Raw genomic sequence first — 21,169 nt, forward strand, 5'->3', positions numbered from 1 at the left:
CAGGGGGGACCCTGTGGGAGAGTAGGACGCCGCCGAACAATTTTTAGCCTCAGTCCCCGGACCCTGTCCGGGGACTGAGGCATTTTTGCGTTCAGAACCGCGTTGCTCAGAGGTGCGTGACGCGGTCAGTATCGGGAGATGGACTATGTCATTCGACCCGTACTCGCGGAGGAGTGGGCCAAGGCCCGGGAGATCCGGCTCGCCGCACTGCGTGATCCCGCCGCACCCATCGCCTTCCTGGAGACGTACGAGCAGGCCGTCGAGCGGCCCGACGGATTTTGGCAGGAGCGCACATCCAGAGCCGCCGAGGGGGTCGTGGGGCGGCAGTTCATCGCCGAGGCGACGGACGGGCAGTGGGCAGGCACGGTCACCGTGCTGGTCGAGCGGCCGGCGGGCGAGGTGCGGTTCGGGGAGGCGGCGAAGGTCGACCAGACGCATGTGGTCGCGGTGTTCGTACGGCCCGAGGCACGTGGTGCGGGTGTCGCGGAGGCGCTGTTCCGCGCGGCCATGGAGTGGTCGTGGGGGTTGGCCGGGCCGCCGGTGAAGCGGGTTCGGCTGTATGTGCACGAGCGCAATGCGCGGGCCGCGGCGTTCTACCGGCGGATGGGGTTCGTGGCGAGTGGGGACACCGTGCCCGTGCCGGGTGATTCCGCGGCGCGGGAGCTGGAACTCGAGGTCCTGCGTTAGAGGGCTTCAGGTCCGTTTGCGCTACTGGCCGAGTGGCTCGGGCCAGCGGGCGCGCGCCTGTTCGGCGGAGCGGAGCAGGACCAGGGTCGGCAGTCCCTGGCTCTGACCGGTGGCCAGCAGCTCCGGAAGCCGAGGAAGCGGAGCCACGGCGGCGACGTCGTCCAGGACGAGCGTCATTGGTGGGTCGAGCCGACCGTCGGATGACCGTGCGGCCATGCGGCGGCCGTGCTCGACCACGTCTGAGGCCAGTGCGGTGAGCAGAGGCATTGCGCCGGGGTGGGTTCGGGGGTCCTCAATGGGCTCCCCAACCAGGTAGAGCGTGCCCCCTTCGTCGACAAAAGATTCCAGGGTGAGCGAATCCGTTCGGTTCGGGGTACAGGCCTCGCGGATGTGGATCGAGGAGAGGGCGGAGAGGGCGCGTACCACCAACTGCTGGGCGATCTCTCGGCGTTCGGGGTGCGCGGTGAGCGCCGACTCGAGGAGGCCGGCGAGTCCGGCGGTGGCTTTGGGATGCGTACGGAGGATGCGTACGGCGTCATGGGCGCCACTGCCGAGCGCCCAGCGGTGGAGCTGTTTGAACGGGCGTCCGTCCACGGCGGCGGCGTGCAGCCAGCAGCGCAGGAGCGTTTCGGCGGTGTCGGCCATGGCCGCGTCGAGGAGGGCGCGGGGGCGTACGGGGGCGAGGAGGGCGGTGGCGCGTGCCTGGGCGGTGGCGGGGTCTTCGCAGTGTGCGGTGGGGGACCAGTGGAGGCGGGCGGGGGTGTCGCAGAGGTGCCCGGGGTCGTAGACGAGTACGGGGCCGAGCTTGGCCCGGGCGTCTTTGGTCTCGGCCCACACGGTGGGGTCGGAGGTGACGACGAGGGCGGGGCCGTCGGCGTCGAGGACGGCCTGGACGGTGGTGGGGCGACGGGTGGCGGGGTCGCCGTAGAGGAGGCGGGGGGTGCGGGGCGCGGGGACGGGGGTTTCCCACCCGCCGGGCCCTTGCCCCGCAAGGGGGTTGCGGCCTGCGGCCCCCGCGGGGGTGGTTTCCCGGCTGTCCCCTGCTTGGGCTGCAACCTGCGGTTGGGGGCGGCCGTTACCCGGCTGCGCCGGGTCGGGGCCGTGGGTGGGGTTGGGGTCCCGCCCGCCCGCGCCTTGCCCCGCAAGGGGGTTGGGGGCTGTGGCTGTGCTGCTGCCCGTGGGGGTTACCTCAACCGGCTGCGCCGGGTTCGGGCCGGCGGCCTCGTCATGGCCCGCCGGGGTGGTTTTCCAGCCGCCCGTGACCTGTTCCTCGCCCCGGTTGGGTCCCGTCCCCAAGCGCCTGCCCGGCGCAGCACCGCTCCTCTTCGCCGCCGCACCCCGCACTTGCCCCGCGCGGACTGCTCGCCAGCGGGCCAGCGTGCCCAGGGTGAATACCGTCAGGACCACCAGCACCATCAACTCGCCGATCGCCAGGCCCCAGAACAGGCCGTAGCCGGAAAGCTCCGCGGTCGGTGTCTGTGGCCACGCCGCCGGGAGGTCGTGGGGGTTCGACGCCAGCGCGCGCATCGCCAACGGCGTGTTGGTGAACGTGACGCCCTTCGGCCACGCACCGCGCGCCAGTACGCCCGCCAGACCCGTTGCCGTCCAGACCAGCAGCGTCAGGCCGAGCAGGAAGCCGAGCAGGCCCACCAACAGGCCGTCCGGGATGCCGCGTTCGTCCTCTGGCCGGTGGTGCCGGTGGTGCCGGTGGTGCCGGTTGCGCATGTCATGCCACCGTCGACTCGGAGGACGCGCCCAGTTGCTGCTGCTCGATGAGGGCCGCACGCTGCTCCGCCTCCCACTCCGCGGCCGCTACGTCCTCGGGCAGCGCGGGCCCCGAGGATTCCGTCATCGCCCGGTCCGTGAAGACCAGTGGTCTCTCCGCCTCCGTCACCAGGTGTTTGACCACCTGGACATTGCCGTTGACGTCCCAGACCGCGATGCCGGGAGTGAGCGTAGGAATGATTTCGACCGCCCACCGCGGCAGGCCCAGCACCCGCCCCGTCGCTCTCGCCTCGTCCGCCTTCTGCGCGTAGATCGTCCGTGTCGACGCCATCTTCAGGATCGCCGCCGCCTCCCGGGCCGCCGCGCCGTCGACCACGTCCGAGAGGTGGTGGACCACGGCCACGAAGGAAAGGCCAAGGCGGCGGCCGAACTTCAGCAGGCGCTGGAAGAGCTGGGCGACAAACGGGCTGTTGATGATGTGCCAGGCCTCCTCGACCAGGAAGATCCGTTTCTTCCGGTCGGGACGGATCCAGGTGTGCTCCAGCCACACACCCACGATCGCCATCAGGATCGGCATGGCGATGGAGTTGCGGTCGATGTGGGAGAGATCGAAAACGATCAGAGGCGCGTCGAGGTCGATCCCGACCGTCGTCGGGCCGTCGAACATGCCCCGCAGGTCACCGTCGACCAGCCGGTCCAGCACCAGCGCCACGTCCAGACCCCACGCGCGTACGTCGTCTATGTCGACGTTCATCGCCTCGGCGGACTCCGGCTCGGGGTGCCGCAGCTGGTCCACGATGTCGGTCAGCACCGGCTGCCGGTCGACGATCGTCTCGTTGACGTACGCATGCGCCACCTTCAGCGCGAACCCGGACCGCTCGTCCAGGCCGTGCCCCATGGCGACCTCGATGATGGTCCTCAAGAGCGCGAGCTGGCCGGTCGTGGTGATCGCCGGGTCCAGCGGGTTCAAACGGATCCCGCCGTCCAGCGCCGTCATCGGGTCGAGCCGGATGGGGGTTATCCCCAGCTCCTGGGCGACGAGGTTCCACTCGCCGACCCCGTCCTCGCCCTGCGCGTCCAGCACCACCACCTGGCGGTCGCGGAAGCGCAACTGCCGCAGCACGTACGTCTTCTCCAGCGCCGACTTGCCGTTCCCGGACTCGCCGAGCACCAGCCAGTGTGGCGCCGGCAGCTGCTGGCCGTACAGCTGGAAGGGGTCGTAGATATAGCCCTTTCCGCTGTACACCTCGCGGCCGATGATCACGCCCGAGTCGCCGAGGCCCGGCGCGGCGGTGGGCAGGTAGACGGCCTGTGCCTGGCCCGTGGACGTACGCACCGGAAGCCGGGTCGTCTCGACCTTCCCGAACAGGAAGGAGGTGAAGGCATCCGTGAAGACGGACAGCGGATCTCGCATGGCGGAGTGCCCTCTCGTCAGCGTCGGATGCCGGTCGCGAACGGCAAGGTGTTCACAAAGGCACGGTGGTGCTCGCGGTCGCACCACTCCAGCTTCAGATACGACTTGCCGGCCGAGGCCCTGATCGTCCGCTTGTCGCGGGCCAACGCCTCCGGCGACCGCGAAGACACTGTGATGTACCCGACAAGGTTCACCCCCGCCGCACCGCTGGCGAGATCTTCACCCCTCTGGTCGAGTCGCCCGTGCGCGGCGATGTCGCGCGGGTCGACGGTCCGGTTCATCTTGGCGGCGCGGCTGGCGTCCGCCTCGTCGTTGGTCTTCTCGGTCAGCATCCGCTCGATGGCTACCTCGGTGGGCTCCAGATCCATGCAGACCGCGACCGTACGGATCACATCGGGGGTGTGGACGAGCAGTGGCGCAAGGAAGTTGACGCCGACCGGGGTCATCGGCCACTCCTTCACCCAGGCGGTGGAGTGGCACCAGGGCGCGCGGGTGGACGACTCGCGGGTCTTCGCCTGGAGGTAGGTGGGCTCCATGGCGTCCAGCTCGGCGGGCCAGGCGTTGCGTTTCGTCATCGCCTGGATGTGGTCGATGGGGTGGTCGGGGTCGTACATCGAGTGGACGAGGGAGGCGAGCCGGCCCTGTCCGAGCGGCTGGCGGACCCGGATGTCGGCCTCGGCGAGGCGCGCGCAGATGTCCGTGAGCTCGCGGGCCATGACGACTGCGAGGCCCGCGTCCTTGTCGAGTTTCCGCGAGTTGGAACCTGTGGCGTGGCGGGCGGCGCGGGCCATGGCGTGCGCCTCGGCGGCCAGCTCGCGGGTGTAGTGCATGCAGGCGACGAGGTACGCGCGGTGCTGCTCGCTGGAGGTGGAGACCATCGACTGGAGCTGGTCGTACGAGTCGCGCAGCCAGCCGGGCGACTGCTGGTCGCCGCGCTGGGCGACGTCCTTGGCGTGCGCGTCGGGGTCGGCGGGCAGCGTACGGGCCAGCATCTGAAGGCGGGTCACAAAGCCGTCGCCGTTGGCCACATGCTTCAGCAGCGTGCCGAAGCGGTCGACGAGGGCCTCCTGGTCCTCGCTGTCGCGAAGTCCGACGCCCGGGCCCTCGATCTCGATGGCGGCGGTGACCGTACGGCGGTCGGCGTGCAGCAGCACGGCGATCTCGTCCGGGCCGAAGGGGGCCGCGAGCCAGTTGATCCGGCCGATGCCCGGGGGCGGGCCGACCTCGATCTCACGGCCGTCGAGCCGGATGCCGGCCTCGGCGGCGGTGGAGCGGTAGAGGGTGCCGCTGCGCAGGGTGCGCTTGTAACTGCGGTTGATCTCGAACCACTTGTAGAAGGTGCGGTGTTTGTACGGGACGTACACGGCGGCGAGGGCGAGGAGCGGGAAGCCCATCAGGAGCACGATCCGCAGGGACAGGACGGGGACCAGCAGCCCGCTCATCATGCCGAGGAACGCGCCGGCGATGATCAGCGCGATCTCGCCGGTCTCGCGGTTCTTGCCGACGATCGCGTTCGGCCGGGCCCGGCCGATGAGATACGTACGGCGGGGCGTGATCGGATGGGACTGGGTGGTCAACGCCCTCCACCTCCTGTGCTCTTGCGGTTGCTGTGCGGGGTGCTGGTGCCGGGTGTGCTGCTACGGGGCGGGGGCGCGGCGGGTGCAGGTCCGCCGCCCCCGCCCCCGCCGCCCGAGCCGGGGTTGCGGCTGCTGTGCGCGGCGACGCCTCCGCTGAGGGGGTTGGCCGGGCGTGGGGCGCTGCCGTTGCTGTCGCCGCCGCCCTGGTTGCCGCGGCTGCTGTGGGTCTTGATGCCTTGCGAGACGAGGGCGGCGGGGGAGCTGATGACGGCGGCTGCGGCGTTCTCGGCGCCGTTCTGCAGGCGGTTGTTGCGGGAGGCGGCGATCTCGTCGCCGAAGCCGGGGACGAAGCGGTAGATCATCGCGGAGGCGAAGATGGCGAGCAGGATGATCGCGAGTCCGGAGACGACGGCGGAGAAGGAGTCGGGGCCCTTGTCCGCGGCGAGGGCGCCGGCGAGTCCGAGGACGATGACGATGACCGGCTTGACCAGGATGACGGCGATCATGATCCCGGCCCAGCGGCGTACGTGCCCCCACATGTTCTTGTCGACGAGTCCGGCGTAGACGACGACGCCGAGGAGGGCGCCGACGTAGAGGAGGACGGCGCGGATGAAGAGCTCGAGGTAGAGGACGCCGGCGGCGAGAACGGTGACGAGCGAGACGACGATCAGCATGATCGGTCCGCCGCCGATGCTGTCGCCCTTCTGGAGGGCCTCCTTGAAACTCCCGAAGAAGACGTCGGTCTGCTGGCCGGTGCCGGAGGCGATGACCTCGGTGACGGCGTCGGTGGCGGAAACGAGGGTGTAGAGGATCAGCGGCGTGAAGGCGGAGGCGAGGACGGTGAGCCATAGGAAGCCGATGGCTTCGCCGATGGCGGTGGTGAGGGGGACGCCGCGGATGGCGCGCTTGGCGACGGCGAGGAGCCAGAGGATGAGGGTGAGGATGGTGGCGGCGGCGAAGACGATGGCGTAGCGGGCGAGGAAGGCGGAGTTGGTGAAGTCGACCTCGGCGGTGGACTTCACGGCGTTGGAGAGGACATCGACGATTTTCACGGCGGCGTCGGCGCAGCCGCGGGCGAGGGAGGCGAGGGGGTCTAGGGCGGTGGTGGGGTCGGGGGGGCCGGTGCGGGCGGCGCCGCCGGGGTCGCCGTTGTCGCAGTAGTCCCGCGCGGGGCCGGCGATGAGCTCGCACGGGTTGCTGCTCTGGCTCGGGGTGGGCTTCGGTGTGGGCGCTGCGGCGGCCCGGACCGCAAACAGGAACGCCGCCGTTTGGACGGCCGTCAAGGCGGTCACGATGGAGCGCATACGAGGATGAGGGTTAACGGGCATACGTAAACCCTCCGAATTCGTTGACCGCGGCGGCGATTTCGTCGGACCCGGACACGGGGTTGTCACCCGTGACCGGTGTCGGGCCTGTCTTCTGACTGGTCGCCAGTACCTTCCAGTCGGACCCGTTCCACTTCAGCTTGACGCTTACCGTGAACCAGCCGCTCGTCACCGGCTTGGTGGACTTCTCGCCCGTCAGCCCGAACAGGCCCATGCACCAGACGTCGACGTCGGCGGTCGCGCCCGCGAAGTCTTTGACTTTGGTGCCGGCGGGAAGGGTCCGGTTGACGAACGTGGAGCCTGCCGGGGCGGCGCCTTCGGCATTGAGCCCGATCTTCGCGAGGAACGCGGGAGAGTAGTCGGCGTCGAACCCGGACTGAAGCTTGTCCAGCGTGCTGGAGTCGGCGATGGACTTCACGATGTCTTGTCGGCGCGCCTTGTTGAACATGCCGTCAGAACCAAGGGCAGCCGCGTAGTTCGCCGCCGCGCTCTGTGCCCCCTGCTCGTCCTTCGCGAACCCCGACGGAATCTCCCCGTTCTTCCCCGTTACCGGCCGCACCCCCGTCGCCGCCGTCGGTGCCGTCCCCGTGCCCTTCGCGTCGGTCGTTGACGAGTTGTCGTCACCCCCGCCCTGGTTCGCGAACGCGATAGCCGCGATCAGCAGCACTACGACGCCCACCACCGTGATCAGGGAGCGTGAGCTCCGCACCGGTCTGCGCGCGCCGCCGTAGATGTCCGTGTCGCCGCCGCCCGGCAGACGCGTACGCGTCTGCCCTGTGCCGCCGAAGCCCTCGTCCGTGCGGCCGCCCGGCTCGCCGCCGTAGCCGTGCTCGTCACCGAGGCTCATCTCGCGTATGCCCCCTCAACCGTTCGCAGTTCCACGTCGTACGACACGTAGTACGACGGTAGTCGTGCTGCTTCCCGCGCGGGCGCGGTGTGGTGACTCGACATCAGGGAGACGCAACCTCAAAGGGTGGGCCGGGCACGCTCGGAGAGGACGGACGGGCGGGTCAGACAGCCATCCCGTACACGATGGTGAACAAGGTCCCCAGTGACCCGATGATGAAGACGCCGGTCAGCCCGGCGACGATCAGGCCCTTGCCCTGCTCGGCGCTGAAGGTGTCGCGAAGTGCCGTCGCGCCGATGCGCTGTTTGGCCGCGCCCCAGATCGCGATGCCGAGGCAGAGGAGGATGGCAATGGCCATCACCACCTCGATCATCACTCGGGCCTCGTTCCCCAGGCTCCCGAAAGGCCCCCAGTTCGGGGCGATTCCGCCGATGATGGTGGTGATGTCGCCCTTTTCGGCTGCCAGGATCATGTAACTCACCGCCCCTGTTGGGTTGTTCAGTGCCCCTGCCCCTCGGCACGGGCCGTCGTTCTATCTTCGCTGATGAAATCGCCCGCGTAAGCCGACTTGGCGGGTCTCTTTACCCGATCTCCGCACGTATGACCGATCTCACCGTCCTGACCTGCGGCGGCGCGGACCGGTTCGGCGCGATGGGTGCCTATGGTCACTCTGTGTATCACGGAGGGTGACTCCGGGCAATGACTGTCGTTGTGCCACCCTTGGGGGGCGCTGAACACGCTGTCTCGTCCTGGTCGTGCCCCGCCCGAGGCCACGGTCAGGACGGCGGCGACAACAACGCCCACCTGGAGTTCCGTCGAAAGCTGCACTCGCTCCTCCGGGGCGGCGAGGAGCGCCATGCGTTCCCGGAGGGCAGCTGCCGGAGAGAGCTGGACGGATGCACCACGATTCGAGAACCCTGCCGCGAGAAAACTGATGACCAGGATGCTCATCAACGGGGACTGCGGACCAGGGTGCGCGTAGACGTCAGCTCCGCCGCCGGACAGAACCTACTACCCGGACCCCGTGACAGCGGCTGCTTGAGTAGTTGTACCTACGGCTACTTGAGCGGTCTGACGCACGCCGTCACCCAGGGGTGGCGACTAGTTTCGGGGCTATGAAGCGCGATCAGCAGCACAGGGTGTGGCCGGACCGGACTTCCGTCGCCGGAGGCGGCGCCACCTGGTCGGTGTCCAAGGTGCTCGGCCTGGCGGTCGGGCTCATGGCGGCCGTGGTTGTCCTCCCGTACGTGTTTGGCGCCGTCGTGCTGGGGATGGCGGGGGCGGCGGACGCGCGGGCGAAGGCCGCCCCCAGCCTTACCTCCGGTGGCAGTTACGGCTCGCCGCTCGCCCCGGACGGCACGGCCCGGTACAACGACGGCGTGCGGGCCAAGGTGAGCCCTGCCCACCGGATCGCCCCGGTGCCCAACGACGACCGGCGGGAGCCCGGCGACCTGACGTACGAGTTCGCGGTGACGTACATCAATGGCTCGGACAAGGTGTTCGACGTGGACGCCTACGAAGAGGTCGAAGCGGGCTACGGCATGGATGCGGTCATGGCCGAGCCGGCCATCGACGGGAAGGCACCCCGCTCGGGGGAGGAGTGGTTCCCCGAGAGCCTGGCGCCGGGCGAGCGTGTGACCGTACCCCTTCGTTTCAATGTCCCCGCGGGCACGAAGTTCCTGACCTTCAGGACCAGCGTCTCGGAGGGTTACCGCGACCATGCCATCTGGAAACTCCCGCTGGCCTAGGTCCGTTCTCAACCGGTGAAAGTAGACGCCGTAGGACGAGGGCGGCGGCGCCTGACCCTTCGGCGAAGTGGTCGAACTCGCCCGCGCGTACGCCGAGGACAAGGCCGTCCCATTCTGCTGCGCGTGGTCACTATGGTGCCCAGGCGCTGATCTCTTGGAGGCGGACCAGGCCCCCATCCCTCTGGGCGACATCGATCCCGGGGCGGACTCGCGCGCCGCGCGTTCCTCTGAGGGTCCGCACGACGTCTGCGAAGCTCTGTGGGTGGTGGTGAGCCTGACGCGCCGGGGTCCGAGCTCTCAGTGAGTTCGACGGCGTCCGCTGTCGCGGCGATGTGTACGCCTGGCCAGCTGTCCCGAGGCCGCCAGCAGATCCCACCAATATGACGCTGTCGGACCTCCCCAGCCCATTCCTGGCCCGATTGCCCGTCCGAATCGATCACCGTCGGCTGGTGACCGCGATAACGGGCGTCAGCGGGTGAATAGTGAAAGCGATTCGGCCGAGGCTGCCCGTAACGCTCGTCAGCGGACATCGGCTTTCCTATTTGCTCCGGTAGCAGGAGGACGCGACGGTGACCTCAAGCAGTGGTTTTTGATTGGGCTGCTTGCTGCTGTCGTGCAGCCTGATATCAGCGGAGAGTTCGCCATTGACCGAGTCCGCGATGATCTGCGGCGACTTGCCCTGGCTGCTGTCGGGGCCGTCCTTGACAATTTTCCAGCCGTCCTTGGGCAACTCGCGGCGTAGTCGTTCCATGGCTTTTTCCATGTCCGCGATCGGTACGTCGTACATGCTCCAGGGGTGACTGGCTCTGTAGATGTTCTCCTCGGGAGCGTAGTCGGAGCATCGCTGAGTCATCGCCCCTGGCTCGGTAACCTTCCCCTTCAGGTTTATGATCTCCAGAATTCGGCTGGATGCCTGGTTGGTTTCCTCCCGTACCTTGTCGCTGCTGCGAGTTGCTACGTCTGCATGGTTCATCTGCGAGCATCCTCCTAGTAGGAGTGCACACATTGCGATAGTGCACACTGCTGCGAGTCGTCTATTCAAAATCCACCTTGCCATATTGCCCGGTTACGACGGCTGCCTGGTTCCGTAGGCTCTGGGAGTCCTCATCCCAGAATCCGCCGTGATCGGCCGAGTCGTTCTTCATGATGTTTCCGCCGAACGATTCGTCCGTGGGGATGGTCCAGTTGTCGCCGAGGCCCATGAAGCGGCCCCCTTGCCGGACGACCGAGTCGTCACTGTAGGGAGCGCCCATGGCCCACACGTGGTTGGGGCGAACGCCTAGGTCCGCCGCGTGATCCACCTGCATGCCGGGGCTTCCCGCGACGAGGATGTCGTCGGCCATCGGGCCGTCCTTCCAGCTGCCGGACTGGGTCGCGACGCCGACGACCGTGCTGCCGTAGCTGTGGCCGATGACCGTCGTGTGACTCTTGTCGGCACCGCCCTGAGCGGTCTCGAGACCACCCATGAACTGATGGAGTACCGGGCCGCCCTCTTCCGCGTACGAGCCACGCGTGGCCTGGGGGGTGATGTTGTCAGGGGCGTTGTAGTCGAGCCACGTAATGGTGGAAATGCTCTGGCTGGGAGCGAGGCGGTTGCCCTGGGCCCACAGTCTTTCGCTGCGCCCGAGATCTCCGTTGGTCTCGTCGCCGTCTTCGCCGCCGATCGTCGGGAGATCGGAGTAAGTGCCGGGAACGTACACGGCGGTGTGGTCGGCCGTATCCGGATTTCCGTTGGCGATGATCACCTTGCCGTCGCCTCTGCTCTCGGGATCGAAGCCCAGCAGGTACGCCTCGGGAAGGCCGTTCACTCCTGTGCGGTCGAAGCGGGCCTGGACGGCCGCCATACCATTCATGACACCCTGCAGGTGCTCTTTCCGGTCGCTGTACTTTTCCTTCCACTCCAGCCACTTTTCGCTGTACACCATGCCTCCGCGAGCCCCATAACTGACCAACTTGGGCGATGGCTCCGCAGGAATCGAGCTCAGCTCCAGCTGGTACTTCGCCCTCGTCTCGGCGAACACCATGCGGTTCGCATCGTCCCGTACCGCGGACGGAAGGCCGTCGAGGGCGCCGATCGAGGCCGGGTAGAGCGTCGCGTACTCGTCGCGCCTTTCCTGGGACAGGCCCTTCCACCATTCGGCGTTCCCTTCGGGCGACTTGCCCTTGGGGATCTTGGCGTCGTCGGCGTACTTACCTGCCGCTTTCTGGACTGCCTCGGTGTCCTGCGCGGCGTCCATGAGTGTCTTCTCGTCGACTGTGAGTCCGGCACTGGTCTTGAGCTTGCGCAGCACGCCCGCGTACCGGCCGTCGATCTCGTTGGCTTCCCGGACGGCGGCGGCGATGTCTTCGGCAATCTGCTCGGCCAAGGCCTTGTTGGGATCGCTGCCGCCCTCGGCCTTGCCGGGGAGGAGAGGGATGGGGGCGCCGGGGGTGGCCGTCCCGGCGCCGGAGGCGGGCGGTGCCAGGGCCATAGGGGAGACCGGGTACTCGACGGAGCCGTCGGGGTTCACCGTGAATGTCTTGGGGACTTCTGCGAGCGCGCGCTTCAGCTTGCCCTGGACGCCTGCGAGTTCGGCGGCGAGTCCGTTCAGAGCGGTGCGGATCAGTCCGCACTCGGTGTGCAGGTACTGGTAGTTGCGGCTGAGTTGCTGCAGGTCGGCGATTGCCTTGCCTGCGGTGAGGCCCTTCTGGGTGTCCATGATCTTGCCCAGCATCTCGTTGTCGACGCGGTCCTTGGCGCTGTTCGCGCTAGAGCTGACCCTGCCCCAGCCGTCCGCCTCGTCCTCGTACTCCCAGAGCTTCGCATCGAGCAGTTGCTGCCATGTGGGCATGACGGATCAGCCCCAGTTCTTCGGCGTCTGCGGTCCGGCGGACTTGATCTTCTGCTTGATGAAGGTCTCCCGCTCGCCGAAGTCCTTGCCCGCGCTCTTGAGGGCGCCGTCGAGCCGTCCGCATTCGTCGCGTACGGAGGTGATGCGGCCCTTCCAGGACGTGCGGACCTCCGTCGGTGCGGCCGTGGCGGTGAAGCCTGCCATGCCGCCCGCCACGCCGTCGCTCGCTGTGTCGAGCTCCGTCAGGGCAGAGACGGTGGAGGTGCGCAGCGCGCCCGCCACCCCGCCGGCGGTGGTCCAGGGGTCCTGGTCGGCCTTGAGGTCGGGGCCGCCCTTGCCGCCTCCTCCGGGCGCGTCAGTGGACGCCAGAGCCATTCTTGTTCCAGAGCTGTCTCCGCCGAACAGCTCCTCCCACTTCGCATTGAGTGCCATGTGCTGCCCCCGTGGTCGCCCGATTGCTCCCGCGAACCTAACAACAGGTGGGGGAGCCGAACGAGGGCAGGGGCCACAGATGAGTACGAACGCGGATACGGGGTGAGTAGGCGTACCGGGTGGTGACCAGACCGGTACGCCTCCGGGCGGACTGCCCGGCCAGGGCGGCAAAACCGCCTGCCTCAACACCAGCTGCCCTACGCAGAGTTGGATATCTTGGACGGTGTGACCGACAACGCGCACTTACAGGCCAGGATCGACACCTCGCGCCCCCACACCGCCCGTATCTGGAACTACTGGACCGGCGGCAAGGACAACTACCTCGTCGACCGCGAAGCCGGGGACCAGATTCGCCAGCTCCACCCCGGCATCGTTGACTACGCCCTCGCCGACCGGCTGTTCCTGGGGCGGGCCGTGCACCATCTGGCCTCCGATGTCGGCATCCGGCAGTTCCTCGACATCGGGACCGGGCTGCCCAGCGCCAACAACACCCATGAGGTGGCTCAGCGGGCGGCGCCCGAGGCGCGGATCGTGTACGTGGACAACGACCCTCTCGTCCTCGCGCAGGCCCGCGCTCTGCTCGTCGGTACGCCCGAGGGGCGGACCGACTACCTCGATGCCGATCTGCGCGACGTCGACACCGTCCTGGAACGCGCCGCCGCCACGCTCGACTTCTCGCGGCCCGTCGCGCTGATGCTGCTCGGGGTGGTGATCTTCATCGAGGACGACGAGGAGTCGTACGGAATCGTCCGCCGCCTCATGGACGCGCTGCCCGCCGGCAGTCATCTCGTTCTCTCCCACACCATCACCAGCCCGGCGGTGCCCGATGTGGACGCCGCCGTCGCGTTCTGGAACGAGCACGGCACGCCCCGGCTCACACAGCGCACCCCGCAGGAGCTGACGCGGTACTTCGACGGGCTCGACATGCTGGAGCCCGGTCTGGTGTCGTGTTCGCGCTGGCGGCCTGAGGCCGCCGGTGGCGAAGAGCCCGACGAGGTCGCCATGTTCGGCGGCGTCGGGCGCAAGTCGTAGAACGTAGACGGGTAGAACGCGAACCGTAGAACGCGAACCGTAGGCGCGGGCCGAAACTGGCTGGAACGCGGCTCGGATGGGAGAGGGTTGAGGGCGTGCGAAAAGTCTGGATGGCCAGTGGGGTCGGGATCGGGCTCTGCCTGAGCTTCGTCGCGCTGCTCGTCGTCGGGACCTACTCCGCGGCCGCCGGGCTCATGGGCGCGAACGGCAGCGGCGGGCGGGCGGTCGGGCTTGCCAAGGGAGCCGTGCCCGCGCTCTATCAGCCGCTCGTACAGAAGTGGGGCAATCTCTGCCCGGCCATCAACCCCGCGCTGCTGGCCGCCCAGCTGTACCAGGAGAGCGGCTGGAACCCCAGAGCGCAGAGCCCGGCCGCGGCCCAGGGCATCGCGCAGTTCATCCCCGGTACCTGGGCGACGCACGGCGTCGACGGGGACAAGGACGGGGACCGCGACGTCTGGGATCCGGCGGACGCGATTCCGTCTGCCGCCTCGTACGACTGTGAATTGGCCGGATACGTCAAAAAGGCGCCCGGCGACCCGACCGACAACATGCTCGCGGCGTACAACGCGGGCGCGTACGCCGTCATCAAGCACGGCGGCGTCCCTCCGTACCGCGAGACGCAGAACTATGTGAAGGTCATCCGCACCCTGGAGAAGAGCTTCGCCCGGCCCGTCGGAAGGGTCGAGCCGTCGCGGCAGGCGGCCGGCGCGATCTACTTCGCGCAGCAGAGGCTGGGCACGAAGTACCTGTGGGGCGGCAACGGCACCCCTGAGCAGGGTGGACGTTTCGACTGTTCCGGGCTGACCCAGGCCGCGTACCAGACGGTGGGTATCGAGCTGCCTCGGGTCGCGAACGATCAGTACAACGCCGGTCCGCATCCCTCGCGCGACGAACTGCTCCCCGGCGACCTGGTCTTCTTCTCGGACGACCTCACCAACTCGCGGGCGATCCGGCACGTCGGGCTCTATGTCGGCGGCGGGTACATGATCAACGCGCCGTACACCGGAGCTGTGATCCGCTTCGACAAGATCGACACCCCGGACTACTTCGGCGCGACGAGAGTCACCGAGGATGGCGCGAAAGCGCTGCCCACGCACCTCCCGGAAGCATGACGAAGCGGTGTACGTGGCCGGAACTCTCCGCTAAGCCAAGGCCCTGAGCTGCGACGATGTGTCACTCTTCGATAACGTCATGGTGATCGTTCGGTGGAGAGTGGAACGTACACAGGGAACAGGCCGTTCCCTGGACAGGGACAGCGGCACTGACCATGCAGCAGACACCGTAATGACCGCGGGGGTTGGTAGAGGCGGCGCACTCGGCAGGTGCGCCGCGCCAGGCGACAAGGCAAGGGGCCGCAGCAGATGGCTGGACTCGCGTCGGACGGCTTGAACCCCGATCTCAGCCTGCTCCGCGACATCAACGGCCTGGCCAAGGACGCCCCGTCGTGGCTCGACCGCACCATGGAGTTCACCGGCGAGTACGGAATCATGCTCGCGATGGTCCTGGTGGTGCTCTGGTGCTGGTGGAGCGTGCGCCGGCGCGGCACCGCCGAGGACTCGGCCGTGGCGGTCGCGGGACTGATCTGGGCGCCACTGGCCGCCGGGATCGCGCTGCTGGTCAACATTCCGATCCGCGGCTTCGTGGAGCGACCGCGGCCGTTCGTGGACCACCGGGGCATCGAGGTCCTGGTGGCCGGCAAGACCGACTACTCCTTCGTCAGTGACCACGCCACGATGGCGATGGCACTCGCGGCCGGACTCTTCGTCGCACACCGGAAGTTCGGCTTCGCCGCGATCGGTCTGGCGCTGGCGGAGGGCTTCTGCCGGGTCTACATGGGCGTGCACTACCCCTCCGACGTGGTCGGCGGCTTCGCGCTCGGCACGGCGGTGGCCCTGCTGCTCGCGCCCCTCGCGCTGGCGCTTCTTACGCCGGTGGTGTCGGCGGTCGCCGGATCGGACCGGACCGGCCGGCTCGTACGGTCGAGGCGGGTGCCCGCTGCCGGTTCGGCGGACCGGCACGAAACGCTCGACATTCCGGAGCCGAGTACCGAGGGGCCAGGGTCCGGGGAGAACGATCTCGCGGCCTGACGCCACAGGCGCGCCCGGGCGGCACCGGCCGTAGGGCCGCGCGGACCGCGCAGCCCGCACGGCTGCATGGGCTGCCGCGCCCCGCACGGGCCGCGCGAACCGAACGTCCTACAGCGCCTGCGGGAAGTTGAAGAGCCTCTCCGGGTCGTACTGCTTCTTCAGCCGGGTGAGGCGGTCCGCGGCCGGCCCGTAGTAGGCCTGGCGCCAGTTGGTCAGCGTGGGATCGACGTAGTTCTGGTAGGCGGCCCCGGACGCATAGCGGCGCATCGACGCATGGGCGTTTTTCAGCCACGCCTGCTGGGCGGAGCCCGGGGTGCCGGGACGCCACGCTCCGATGTACTGGGCGAGCACCCTGGACCGCCGGTGCACGAACGACGTCGCCAGCGGGTCAACCCGGTTGATCGCCCCGCCGAGCGCGGTCAGCGCGATGGAGCCGCCGCCCCCGCCCTGGCCGGGCGTGATCCGGGTGAACGCCTCGGTCGCGGCGATCAGCGCGCGCAGCCCGGCCGGTGAGAGCTCGCGGTCGAAGAAGTCGGAGGCCGCCGCGTACGTCTCACGCTGGAGCGCGCCCTGTTTCGTACGGCCCGGAGTGGTGCCGGGCAGATGGCACTGGGCCTGGCTGAGAGTGGAGCAGCCCGCGTAGCCGAGCATCGCGTCCTGGTAACTGCGGCGGCGCACCGAGACCGAGCGGGCGGGCGAGCCGACCCGGTCGGCGAGGCGGTCGAGTGCGTTGCGCAGGTCGCTCTCGCTGCCGAGCGAGAACGCGGCGACCGAGAGCGTGGGCGTGCGGCCGCCGGGACCGGCCGCGAGATGCGCCGACGACCAGATCTCGTCCGGCTGGGCAGGTCCCCACTTCTGCCAGGCGGCGAGGACGGCCGCGGCCTTCGACCAGGGCCAGGTGAGATAGGCGGTGACGGACGGCGGGGTGGGATGCGTACGGAAACGGAGCCGGGTCACCACTCCGAAGTTGCCGTTGCCCGCACCGCGCAGCGCCCAGAACAGCTCCTTGTTCTCCTTCGCGCTCGTGGTCAGCACCTTGCCGTCGGCCGTGACGATCGTCGCGGAGGTGAGGCTGTCGCAGGTCAGACCGTACGCACGGGAGGTGACGCCGTGCCCGCCGCCGAGCGTGAGCCCGGACACGCCGACCGAGGGGCAGGAGCCCGCGGGGATGGTGCGGCCGCTGCGGGCGAGGGCGGTGTACACGTCGATCAGCTTGGCGCCCGCGCCTATGGAGCCGTCGGGAGCGACGCGGTTCAGGGCGGACACGTCGATGACGAGCCGGCCGTTGCCGGACGACCAACCGGCATAGGAATGTCCGCCGTTGCGGATGGATACGGGCGTGCGGTGGGCCCTGGCGTAGGCCAGGCACTCCTTGACGTCGTCCTCGCCCGCGACGTACGCGACGGCCGCCGGCTTCAGCGAGTCGAACCGGGTGTTGTAGAGCTGCCGCGCGGTCGGGTAGGCGGCGTCCCCGGGGCGTACGAGCTTCCCGTCGAGCCCGCGCGCGAGCGCGTTCCAGTCGGGCGCGGCGGCAGCGGAGGTGGTCGCCGGTCTCCCTTGCGAGGCGCTGCGGGTGGGTGCGGTCGTGGTGGCCGCGGTCGCTCCGTCGCCGCGGTTGCCTGTGCAGGCAGCGGCGGTCAGAGCAACAGCGGTGGTGAGCAGCGCGCGCCGGTCCATGGGGCCTCCTGGAGGACGAGACGGCTGTGCGGGGTGGGGGGTTCCGGGCGCGGGTGGTTTTTCGCTGTCCGTGATGCGGCCGAGGATGCGGGCCCGATGCGGCGTGATGCTCCGGGGGATGCGTCAGTGCCCCTCCGTCAGGACCGATGTGTGCAACCCGGCGTCCGTCCGCGCCCGTTCACGGGAGCGGCGAGCCGGGCCGGCCCAGCCGCAGGAGCACCGGGCGACGGCGAACGAGCCGCGCTCGGTGGTGGAGGTGTGGTGCGGGGCCGGGGCATCGCCGGGTGGGGCTTGCTGAGGCACTTCTCCACAGTACTGGGGCCGGGTGGAATACGAGGCGCGGCAAGGAGAGGCCATGGGCAGCGGCGTGACGAGGGGACCGGGCCGTCGTTATGCGGGGCGGGTGGGCGTCTCGTACAAGCAGCGGTCCCGTGTTGGGGGTTGGCAGGCGATGGTGGTGCAGCAGCACAGGCGCAAGGGCGGGGCTTTCGCCGTCGCGGCCGCCGTACTGGGGGCGGTGGCGACCAGCGGCTGCTCCGGCGGCGGGGGCGCCGTCGCCGACGACCGGCAGGGCGGCGGGCAGGCCGGTCTGGCGCGGGCCGACGAGACGCGGGTCGACGAGGTGCGCAAGGCCGCGGATGTGCTCGCCGGGGCAAGGAGTGCCAAGGCCCGTACGTCCATGGAGACGGCCACCGGCGGGACCCGGGTGACCATCCGGGGCGAGGGCGGCTACGACTTCGTGCGGCGGATGGGGCAGCTCACCGTCGTGCTGCCCAAGGGGCCGGCCGGCGCGGACGAACATCGTCCGGTCACCGAGCTGCTGGCCCCCGGCGCGCTGTACATGAAGAACCGCGGCGCGGGCGTGCCGACGGACAAATGGGTACGAGTCGACACGACCACCCTCGAGGACGGGAACCTGGTCACCGGCGGCGCCACCGATCCGCTCGCCGCCGCCGAACTGCTGCGCAGCGCGCGGGACGTGACGTACGTCGGCGAAGAGAAGCTCGCCGGGGCGAAGGTGCGGCACTACCGCGGCATCACGGACATCGCCCAGGCCGCACGGATCGCCGAACCGCATGCGCGCGCCTCGCTGGCCGCCGCGGCGAAAGGGTTCGCCATGGACACCGTGCCGTTCGACGCGTATCTCGACGACGAGGGCCGGCTGCGCAAGGTGCGCCACCGCTTCAGCTTCACCAATGAGACCGGCACGGTCGCCGTCACTTCGACCACTCTGCTGTACGACTTCGGGACGCCGGTCGCCGTGCGTCTGCCCGACCAACGGGACATTTACGCAGGGAAGATCAGGGCCTAAATGGTCCGGACGTGCCATGCGCAGTGCGTGCATCACTCCCTACGCTAGGAAGTCGATACCGGCAGGAAGAGGTGAAGCACGTGGCTCCTCCCAGTACGACGACCGTCCAGGACCACGTGGCCCTCGCCGAGATCGAGCTGTGTGGCGAGTTGATCATCGCGGCGTCGGCCGCGGACGAGGAGCGGCTCAGCCCGGACCGTATCGACGAGGTGCTGAAGGTGGCAGCGGAACGGTCTGCGCTCCCCCGGCCGGAATGACCCGGCAGGAATGACCCGGCAGGAATGACCGGGCAGGAATGACCGGGCAGGAATGACTGGGCGCCTCAGGTACGAAGAAGGCGTGCGATCGCCTTCGTCGCCTCCTCGACCTTCGCGTCGATCTCCTCGCCGCCCTTGACCGCCGCATCTGCGACGCAGTGCCGCAGATGCTCCTCGAGCAGTTGGAGCGCGAAGGACTGCAGCGCTTTGGTGGACGCGGAGACCTGCGTGAGTATGTCGATGCAGTACACGTCCTCGTCGACCATCCGCTGCAGCCCGCGGATCTGGCCCTCGATCCGGCGCAGCCGCTTCAGGTGCTCGTCCTTCTGCTTGTGGTAGCCGTGCACGCCGTGGTCGTGGTCCGTGACCGGGGGGCCGGCCGCCTCGGTGGTCGTCATCGCGTCCTCCCGCTGTCCACAGGGGTGTGGATACCCCTCGTGGGTATATCGTAACGAATCGTGCCGGATCGGGACCGGGGGCCCGTGCTGATCACGCTGCTCGATGGGCGACACTGAGGAACGCCGGTTAGCCGTGGCCGGATGATGCGCCTACCATCAGCCTGACCAAATCCAGAGCACCCCGAGGACCCCACGTGCGCTTTCGTCTGACCCCCAGGGAGACGAGCTTCTATGACATGTTTGCCGCATCCGCGGACAACATCGTCACGGGCTCCAAGCTCCTGATGGAACTGCTCGGAGCGGACGCCTCCGGCCGGGCTGAGATCGCGGAGCGGATGCGGGCAGCGGAGCATGCGGGAGACGACGCCACGCATGCGATCTTCCACCAGCTGAACTCCTCTTTCATCACGCCGTTCGACCGCGAGGACATCTACAAACTCGCTTCGTCGCTCGACGACATCATGGACTTCATGGAGGAGGCCGTCGACCTGGTCGTGCTGTACCAGGTCGAGGAGCTGCCCAAGGGTGTGGAGCAGCAGATCGAGGTTCTGGCGCGGGCGGCCGAGCTGACGGCGGAGGCCATGCCGCATCTGCGGACCATGGACAACCTCACCGAGTACTGGATCGAGGTCAACCGCCTCGAGAACCAGGCCGACCAGATTCACCGCAAGCTCCTTGCGACGCTCTTCAACGGTAAGTACGACGCCATCGAGGTACTCAAGCTCAAGCAGATCGTGGATGTGCTGGAAGAGGCCGCGGACGCCTTCGAGCATGTTGCGAACACCGTGGAGACCATCGCGGTCAAGGAGTCCTGAGCTTCGTGGACACCTTTGCGCTGATCGTGACCATTGGTGTCGCGCTCGGATTCACGTACACCAACGGCTTTCACGACTCCGCGAACGCGATCGCGACCTCGGTCTCCACACGCGCGCTGACGCCGCGCGCGGCGCTGGCGATGGCCGCGGTGATGAACCTCGCCGGTGCTTTCCTGGGGCAGGGCGTCGCCAAGACCGTCAGCGAGGGCATCATCGAGACGCCCCAGGGCTCGCAGGGCATGGGCATCCTCTTCGCGGCACTGGTCGGCGCGATCGTATGGAACCTGGTCACCTGGTACTTCGGACTGCCGTCGTCCTCGTCCCACGCGCTGTTCGGCGGCATGGTCGGCGCGGCGCTGGCGGGCGGGACCGAGGTCATCTGGACCGGTGTGCTCGAGAAGATCGTCATCCCGATGTTCGTCTCGCCGGTCGTCGGTCTGATCTGCGGCTATCTGGTGATGGTCGCGATCATGTGGATGTTCCGGAGGTCCAATCCGGCCAAGGCCAAACGCGGCTTCCGCATAGCGCAGACCGTCTCGGCGGCTGCCATGGCGCTCGGCCACGGTCTGCAGGACGCGCAGAAGACGATGGGCATCGTGGTGATGGCGCTGGTCATCGCCGATGTGGAGAACCAGGGCGACACCATTCCGGTCTGGGTCAAGATCGCTTGCGCGATGATGCTCTCGCTCGGTACGTACGCGGGTGGCTGGCGCATCATGCGGACGCTCGGCCGCAAGATCATCGAACTGGATCCGCCGCAGGGGTTCGCGGCGGAGACGACGGGGGCCTCGATCATGTTCGGATCGGCGTTCCTGTTCCATGCCCCGATCTCGACGACGCATGTGATCACCTCGGCGATCATGGGCGTGGGGGCGACGAAGCGGGTGAACGCGGTCCGCTGGGGGGTCGCCAAGAACATCGTCATGGGGTGGTTCATCACAATGCCGGCGGCCGCGATTGTCGCTGCGCTGAGCTATGGCGTGGTCTACCTGGTCTTCGGCTGAC

General features: G+C 68.6%; 21 protein-coding genes. 9 read left to right on the forward strand and 12 right to left on the reverse strand.

Annotated features, from left to right (window positions below; all coding sequences use genetic code 11):
* Positions 1–138 precede the first annotated feature (138 nt).
* Positions 139–687: a GNAT family N-acetyltransferase gene (locus ACZ3H8_RS25205; protein WP_467405477.1), complete on the forward strand. Its 549-nt coding sequence runs from the start codon at positions 139–141 to the stop codon at positions 685–687.
* A gap of 21 nt (positions 688–708) precedes the next feature.
* Here ACZ3H8_RS25205 and ACZ3H8_RS25210 read toward each other — a convergent pair whose 3' ends face one another.
* The 6 genes from ACZ3H8_RS25210 to ACZ3H8_RS25235 all read right to left on the reverse strand — a co-directional run bounded on the left by ACZ3H8_RS25210 (position 709) and on the right by ACZ3H8_RS25235 (position 8,047).
* A complete protein-coding gene (locus ACZ3H8_RS25210) occupies positions 709–2,412 on the reverse strand; it encodes a type IV secretory system conjugative DNA transfer family protein (RefSeq protein ID WP_467405480.1) in 1,704 nt (567 codons plus the stop codon).
* 1 nt (position 2,413) lies between these two features.
* On the reverse strand, positions 2,414–3,826 hold the full coding sequence (locus tag ACZ3H8_RS25215) for an ATP-binding protein (protein ID WP_398987299.1): 1,413 nt from the start codon (positions 3,824–3,826) through the stop codon (positions 2,414–2,416).
* 17 nt (positions 3,827–3,843) lie between these two features.
* Entirely contained in the window at positions 3,844–5,403 is a 1,560-nt protein-coding gene (locus ACZ3H8_RS25220; RefSeq protein WP_467405482.1) for an SCO6880 family protein, read from the reverse strand.
* Entirely contained in the window at positions 5,400–6,731 is a 1,332-nt protein-coding gene (locus ACZ3H8_RS25225) for a hypothetical protein (protein WP_467405484.1), read from the reverse strand. Before ACZ3H8_RS25225 ends, ACZ3H8_RS25220 begins: the two co-directional genes overlap by 4 nt.
* Positions 6,721–7,575 (reverse strand): hypothetical protein, encoded by an 855-nt coding sequence (locus ACZ3H8_RS25230; protein ID WP_467405486.1) that lies wholly within the window; start codon positions 7,573–7,575, stop codon positions 6,721–6,723. Before ACZ3H8_RS25230 ends, ACZ3H8_RS25225 begins: the two co-directional genes overlap by 11 nt.
* Before the next feature lie 163 nt (positions 7,576–7,738).
* Positions 7,739–8,047 (reverse strand): hypothetical protein, encoded by a 309-nt coding sequence (locus ACZ3H8_RS25235; protein ID WP_005315450.1) that lies wholly within the window; start codon positions 8,045–8,047, stop codon positions 7,739–7,741.
* Positions 8,048–8,690: 643 nt separating this feature from the next.
* Here ACZ3H8_RS25235 and ACZ3H8_RS25240 point away from each other — a divergent pair.
* A complete protein-coding gene (locus ACZ3H8_RS25240) occupies positions 8,691–9,323 on the forward strand; it encodes a hypothetical protein (protein WP_467405489.1) in 633 nt (210 codons plus the stop codon).
* Positions 9,324–9,861: 538 nt separating this feature from the next.
* Here the strand turns inward: ACZ3H8_RS25240 and ACZ3H8_RS25245 are convergent.
* The 3 genes from ACZ3H8_RS25245 to ACZ3H8_RS25255 all read right to left on the reverse strand — a co-directional run bounded on the left by ACZ3H8_RS25245 (position 9,862) and on the right by ACZ3H8_RS25255 (position 12,586).
* Positions 9,862–10,296: a hypothetical protein gene (locus ACZ3H8_RS25245; RefSeq protein WP_467405490.1), complete on the reverse strand. Its 435-nt coding sequence runs from the start codon at positions 10,294–10,296 to the stop codon at positions 9,862–9,864.
* Between the two features lie 61 nt (positions 10,297–10,357).
* Complete coding sequence (locus tag ACZ3H8_RS25250; RefSeq protein WP_467405492.1) at positions 10,358–12,154, reverse strand: alpha/beta hydrolase; 1,797 nt, start codon at positions 12,152–12,154, stop codon at positions 10,358–10,360.
* A 6-nt stretch (positions 12,155–12,160) separates the two neighbouring features.
* Positions 12,161–12,586: a hypothetical protein gene (locus tag ACZ3H8_RS25255; RefSeq protein ID WP_467405494.1), complete on the reverse strand. Its 426-nt coding sequence runs from the start codon at positions 12,584–12,586 to the stop codon at positions 12,161–12,163.
* A gap of 225 nt (positions 12,587–12,811) precedes the next feature.
* Here ACZ3H8_RS25255 and ACZ3H8_RS25260 point away from each other — a divergent pair, with 225 nt between their 5' ends.
* The 3 genes from ACZ3H8_RS25260 (at position 12,812) to ACZ3H8_RS25270 (ending at position 15,705) form a co-directional block, all read left to right on the forward strand.
* Positions 12,812–13,618: an SAM-dependent methyltransferase gene (locus ACZ3H8_RS25260; RefSeq protein WP_467405496.1), complete on the forward strand. Its 807-nt coding sequence runs from the start codon at positions 12,812–12,814 to the stop codon at positions 13,616–13,618.
* Between the two features lie 110 nt (positions 13,619–13,728).
* The gene (locus tag ACZ3H8_RS25265) at positions 13,729–14,730 is read left to right on the forward strand and encodes a C40 family peptidase (protein ID WP_467406109.1); all 1,002 of its coding nucleotides are present in this window, start codon (positions 13,729–13,731) and stop codon (positions 14,728–14,730) included.
* Between the two features lie 249 nt (positions 14,731–14,979).
* A complete protein-coding gene (locus ACZ3H8_RS25270) occupies positions 14,980–15,705 on the forward strand; it encodes a phosphatase PAP2 family protein (RefSeq protein ID WP_467405497.1) in 726 nt (241 codons plus the stop codon).
* A gap of 108 nt (positions 15,706–15,813) precedes the next feature.
* Here ACZ3H8_RS25270 and ACZ3H8_RS25275 read toward each other — a convergent pair whose 3' ends face one another.
* Positions 15,814–17,382: an FAD-binding oxidoreductase gene (locus ACZ3H8_RS25275; RefSeq protein ID WP_467405500.1), complete on the reverse strand. Its 1,569-nt coding sequence runs from the start codon at positions 17,380–17,382 to the stop codon at positions 15,814–15,816.
* 123 nt (positions 17,383–17,505) lie between these two features.
* Positions 17,506–17,685, reverse strand: coding sequence for a hypothetical protein (locus tag ACZ3H8_RS25280; RefSeq protein WP_467405502.1), 180 nt, complete (start codon positions 17,683–17,685; stop codon positions 17,506–17,508).
* A gap of 148 nt (positions 17,686–17,833) precedes the next feature.
* Between ACZ3H8_RS25280 and ACZ3H8_RS25285 the strand changes: the two genes are divergently transcribed.
* Complete coding sequence (locus tag ACZ3H8_RS25285) at positions 17,834–18,694, forward strand: SCO4651 family lipoprotein (RefSeq protein WP_467406111.1); 861 nt, start codon at positions 17,834–17,836, stop codon at positions 18,692–18,694.
* 80 nt (positions 18,695–18,774) lie between these two features.
* The gene (locus ACZ3H8_RS25290) at positions 18,775–18,951 is read left to right on the forward strand and encodes a hypothetical protein (protein WP_467405503.1); all 177 of its coding nucleotides are present in this window, start codon (positions 18,775–18,777) and stop codon (positions 18,949–18,951) included.
* Between the two features lie 65 nt (positions 18,952–19,016).
* Here the strand turns inward: ACZ3H8_RS25290 and ACZ3H8_RS25295 are convergent, their stop codons facing one another.
* On the reverse strand, positions 19,017–19,349 hold the full coding sequence (locus tag ACZ3H8_RS25295) for a metal-sensitive transcriptional regulator (protein WP_251017580.1): 333 nt from the start codon (positions 19,347–19,349) through the stop codon (positions 19,017–19,019).
* Between the two features lie 194 nt (positions 19,350–19,543).
* On the opposite strand from ACZ3H8_RS25295, the gene ACZ3H8_RS25300 reads away from it, so the two are divergent.
* Complete coding sequence (locus tag ACZ3H8_RS25300; protein ID WP_307662564.1) at positions 19,544–20,164, forward strand: DUF47 domain-containing protein; 621 nt, start codon at positions 19,544–19,546, stop codon at positions 20,162–20,164.
* Positions 20,165–20,169: 5 nt separating this feature from the next.
* A complete protein-coding gene (locus ACZ3H8_RS25305) occupies positions 20,170–21,168 on the forward strand; it encodes an inorganic phosphate transporter (RefSeq protein WP_467405509.1) in 999 nt (332 codons plus the stop codon).
* Position 21,169: the final 1 nt, after the last annotated feature.

The organism is Streptomyces sp. NPDC002868, from assembly GCF_055563295.1.

Excerpts from the sequence above, each read along its gene's own strand:
- ACZ3H8_RS25215 (WP_398987299.1), bottom strand. The coding sequence starts at position 3,826 with ATGCGAGATCCGCTGTCCGTCTTCACGGATGCCTTCACCTCCTTCCTG.
- ACZ3H8_RS25240 (WP_467405489.1), top strand. The coding sequence starts at position 8,691 with ATGAAGCGCGATCAGCAGCACAGGGTGTGGCCGGACCGGACTTCCGTC.
- ACZ3H8_RS25265 (WP_467406109.1), top strand. The coding sequence starts at position 13,729 with ATGGCCAGTGGGGTCGGGATCGGGCTCTGCCTGAGCTTCGTCGCGCTG.
- ACZ3H8_RS25275 (WP_467405500.1), bottom strand. The coding sequence starts at position 17,382 with ATGGACCGGCGCGCGCTGCTCACCACCGCTGTTGCTCTGACCGCCGCT.
- ACZ3H8_RS25230 (WP_467405486.1), bottom strand. The coding sequence starts at position 7,575 with ATGAGCCTCGGTGACGAGCACGGCTACGGCGGCGAGCCGGGCGGCCGC.
- ACZ3H8_RS25245 (WP_467405490.1), bottom strand. The coding sequence starts at position 10,296 with ATGAACCATGCAGACGTAGCAACTCGCAGCAGCGACAAGGTACGGGAG.
- ACZ3H8_RS25210 (WP_467405480.1), bottom strand. The coding sequence starts at position 2,412 with ATGCGCAACCGGCACCACCGGCACCACCGGCACCACCGGCCAGAGGAC.
- ACZ3H8_RS25285 (WP_467406111.1), top strand. The coding sequence starts at position 17,834 with ATGGTGGTGCAGCAGCACAGGCGCAAGGGCGGGGCTTTCGCCGTCGCG.
- ACZ3H8_RS25270 (WP_467405497.1), top strand. The coding sequence starts at position 14,980 with ATGGCTGGACTCGCGTCGGACGGCTTGAACCCCGATCTCAGCCTGCTC.
- ACZ3H8_RS25235 (WP_005315450.1), bottom strand. The coding sequence starts at position 8,047 with ATGATCCTGGCAGCCGAAAAGGGCGACATCACCACCATCATCGGCGGA.
- ACZ3H8_RS25250 (WP_467405492.1), bottom strand. The coding sequence starts at position 12,154 with ATGCCCACATGGCAGCAACTGCTCGATGCGAAGCTCTGGGAGTACGAG.
- ACZ3H8_RS25225 (WP_467405484.1), bottom strand. The coding sequence starts at position 6,731 with ATGCCCGTTAACCCTCATCCTCGTATGCGCTCCATCGTGACCGCCTTG.
- ACZ3H8_RS25295 (WP_251017580.1), bottom strand. The coding sequence starts at position 19,349 with ATGACGACCACCGAGGCGGCCGGCCCCCCGGTCACGGACCACGACCAC.
- ACZ3H8_RS25205 (WP_467405477.1), top strand. The coding sequence starts at position 139 with ATGGACTATGTCATTCGACCCGTACTCGCGGAGGAGTGGGCCAAGGCC.
- ACZ3H8_RS25255 (WP_467405494.1), bottom strand. The coding sequence starts at position 12,586 with ATGGCACTCAATGCGAAGTGGGAGGAGCTGTTCGGCGGAGACAGCTCT.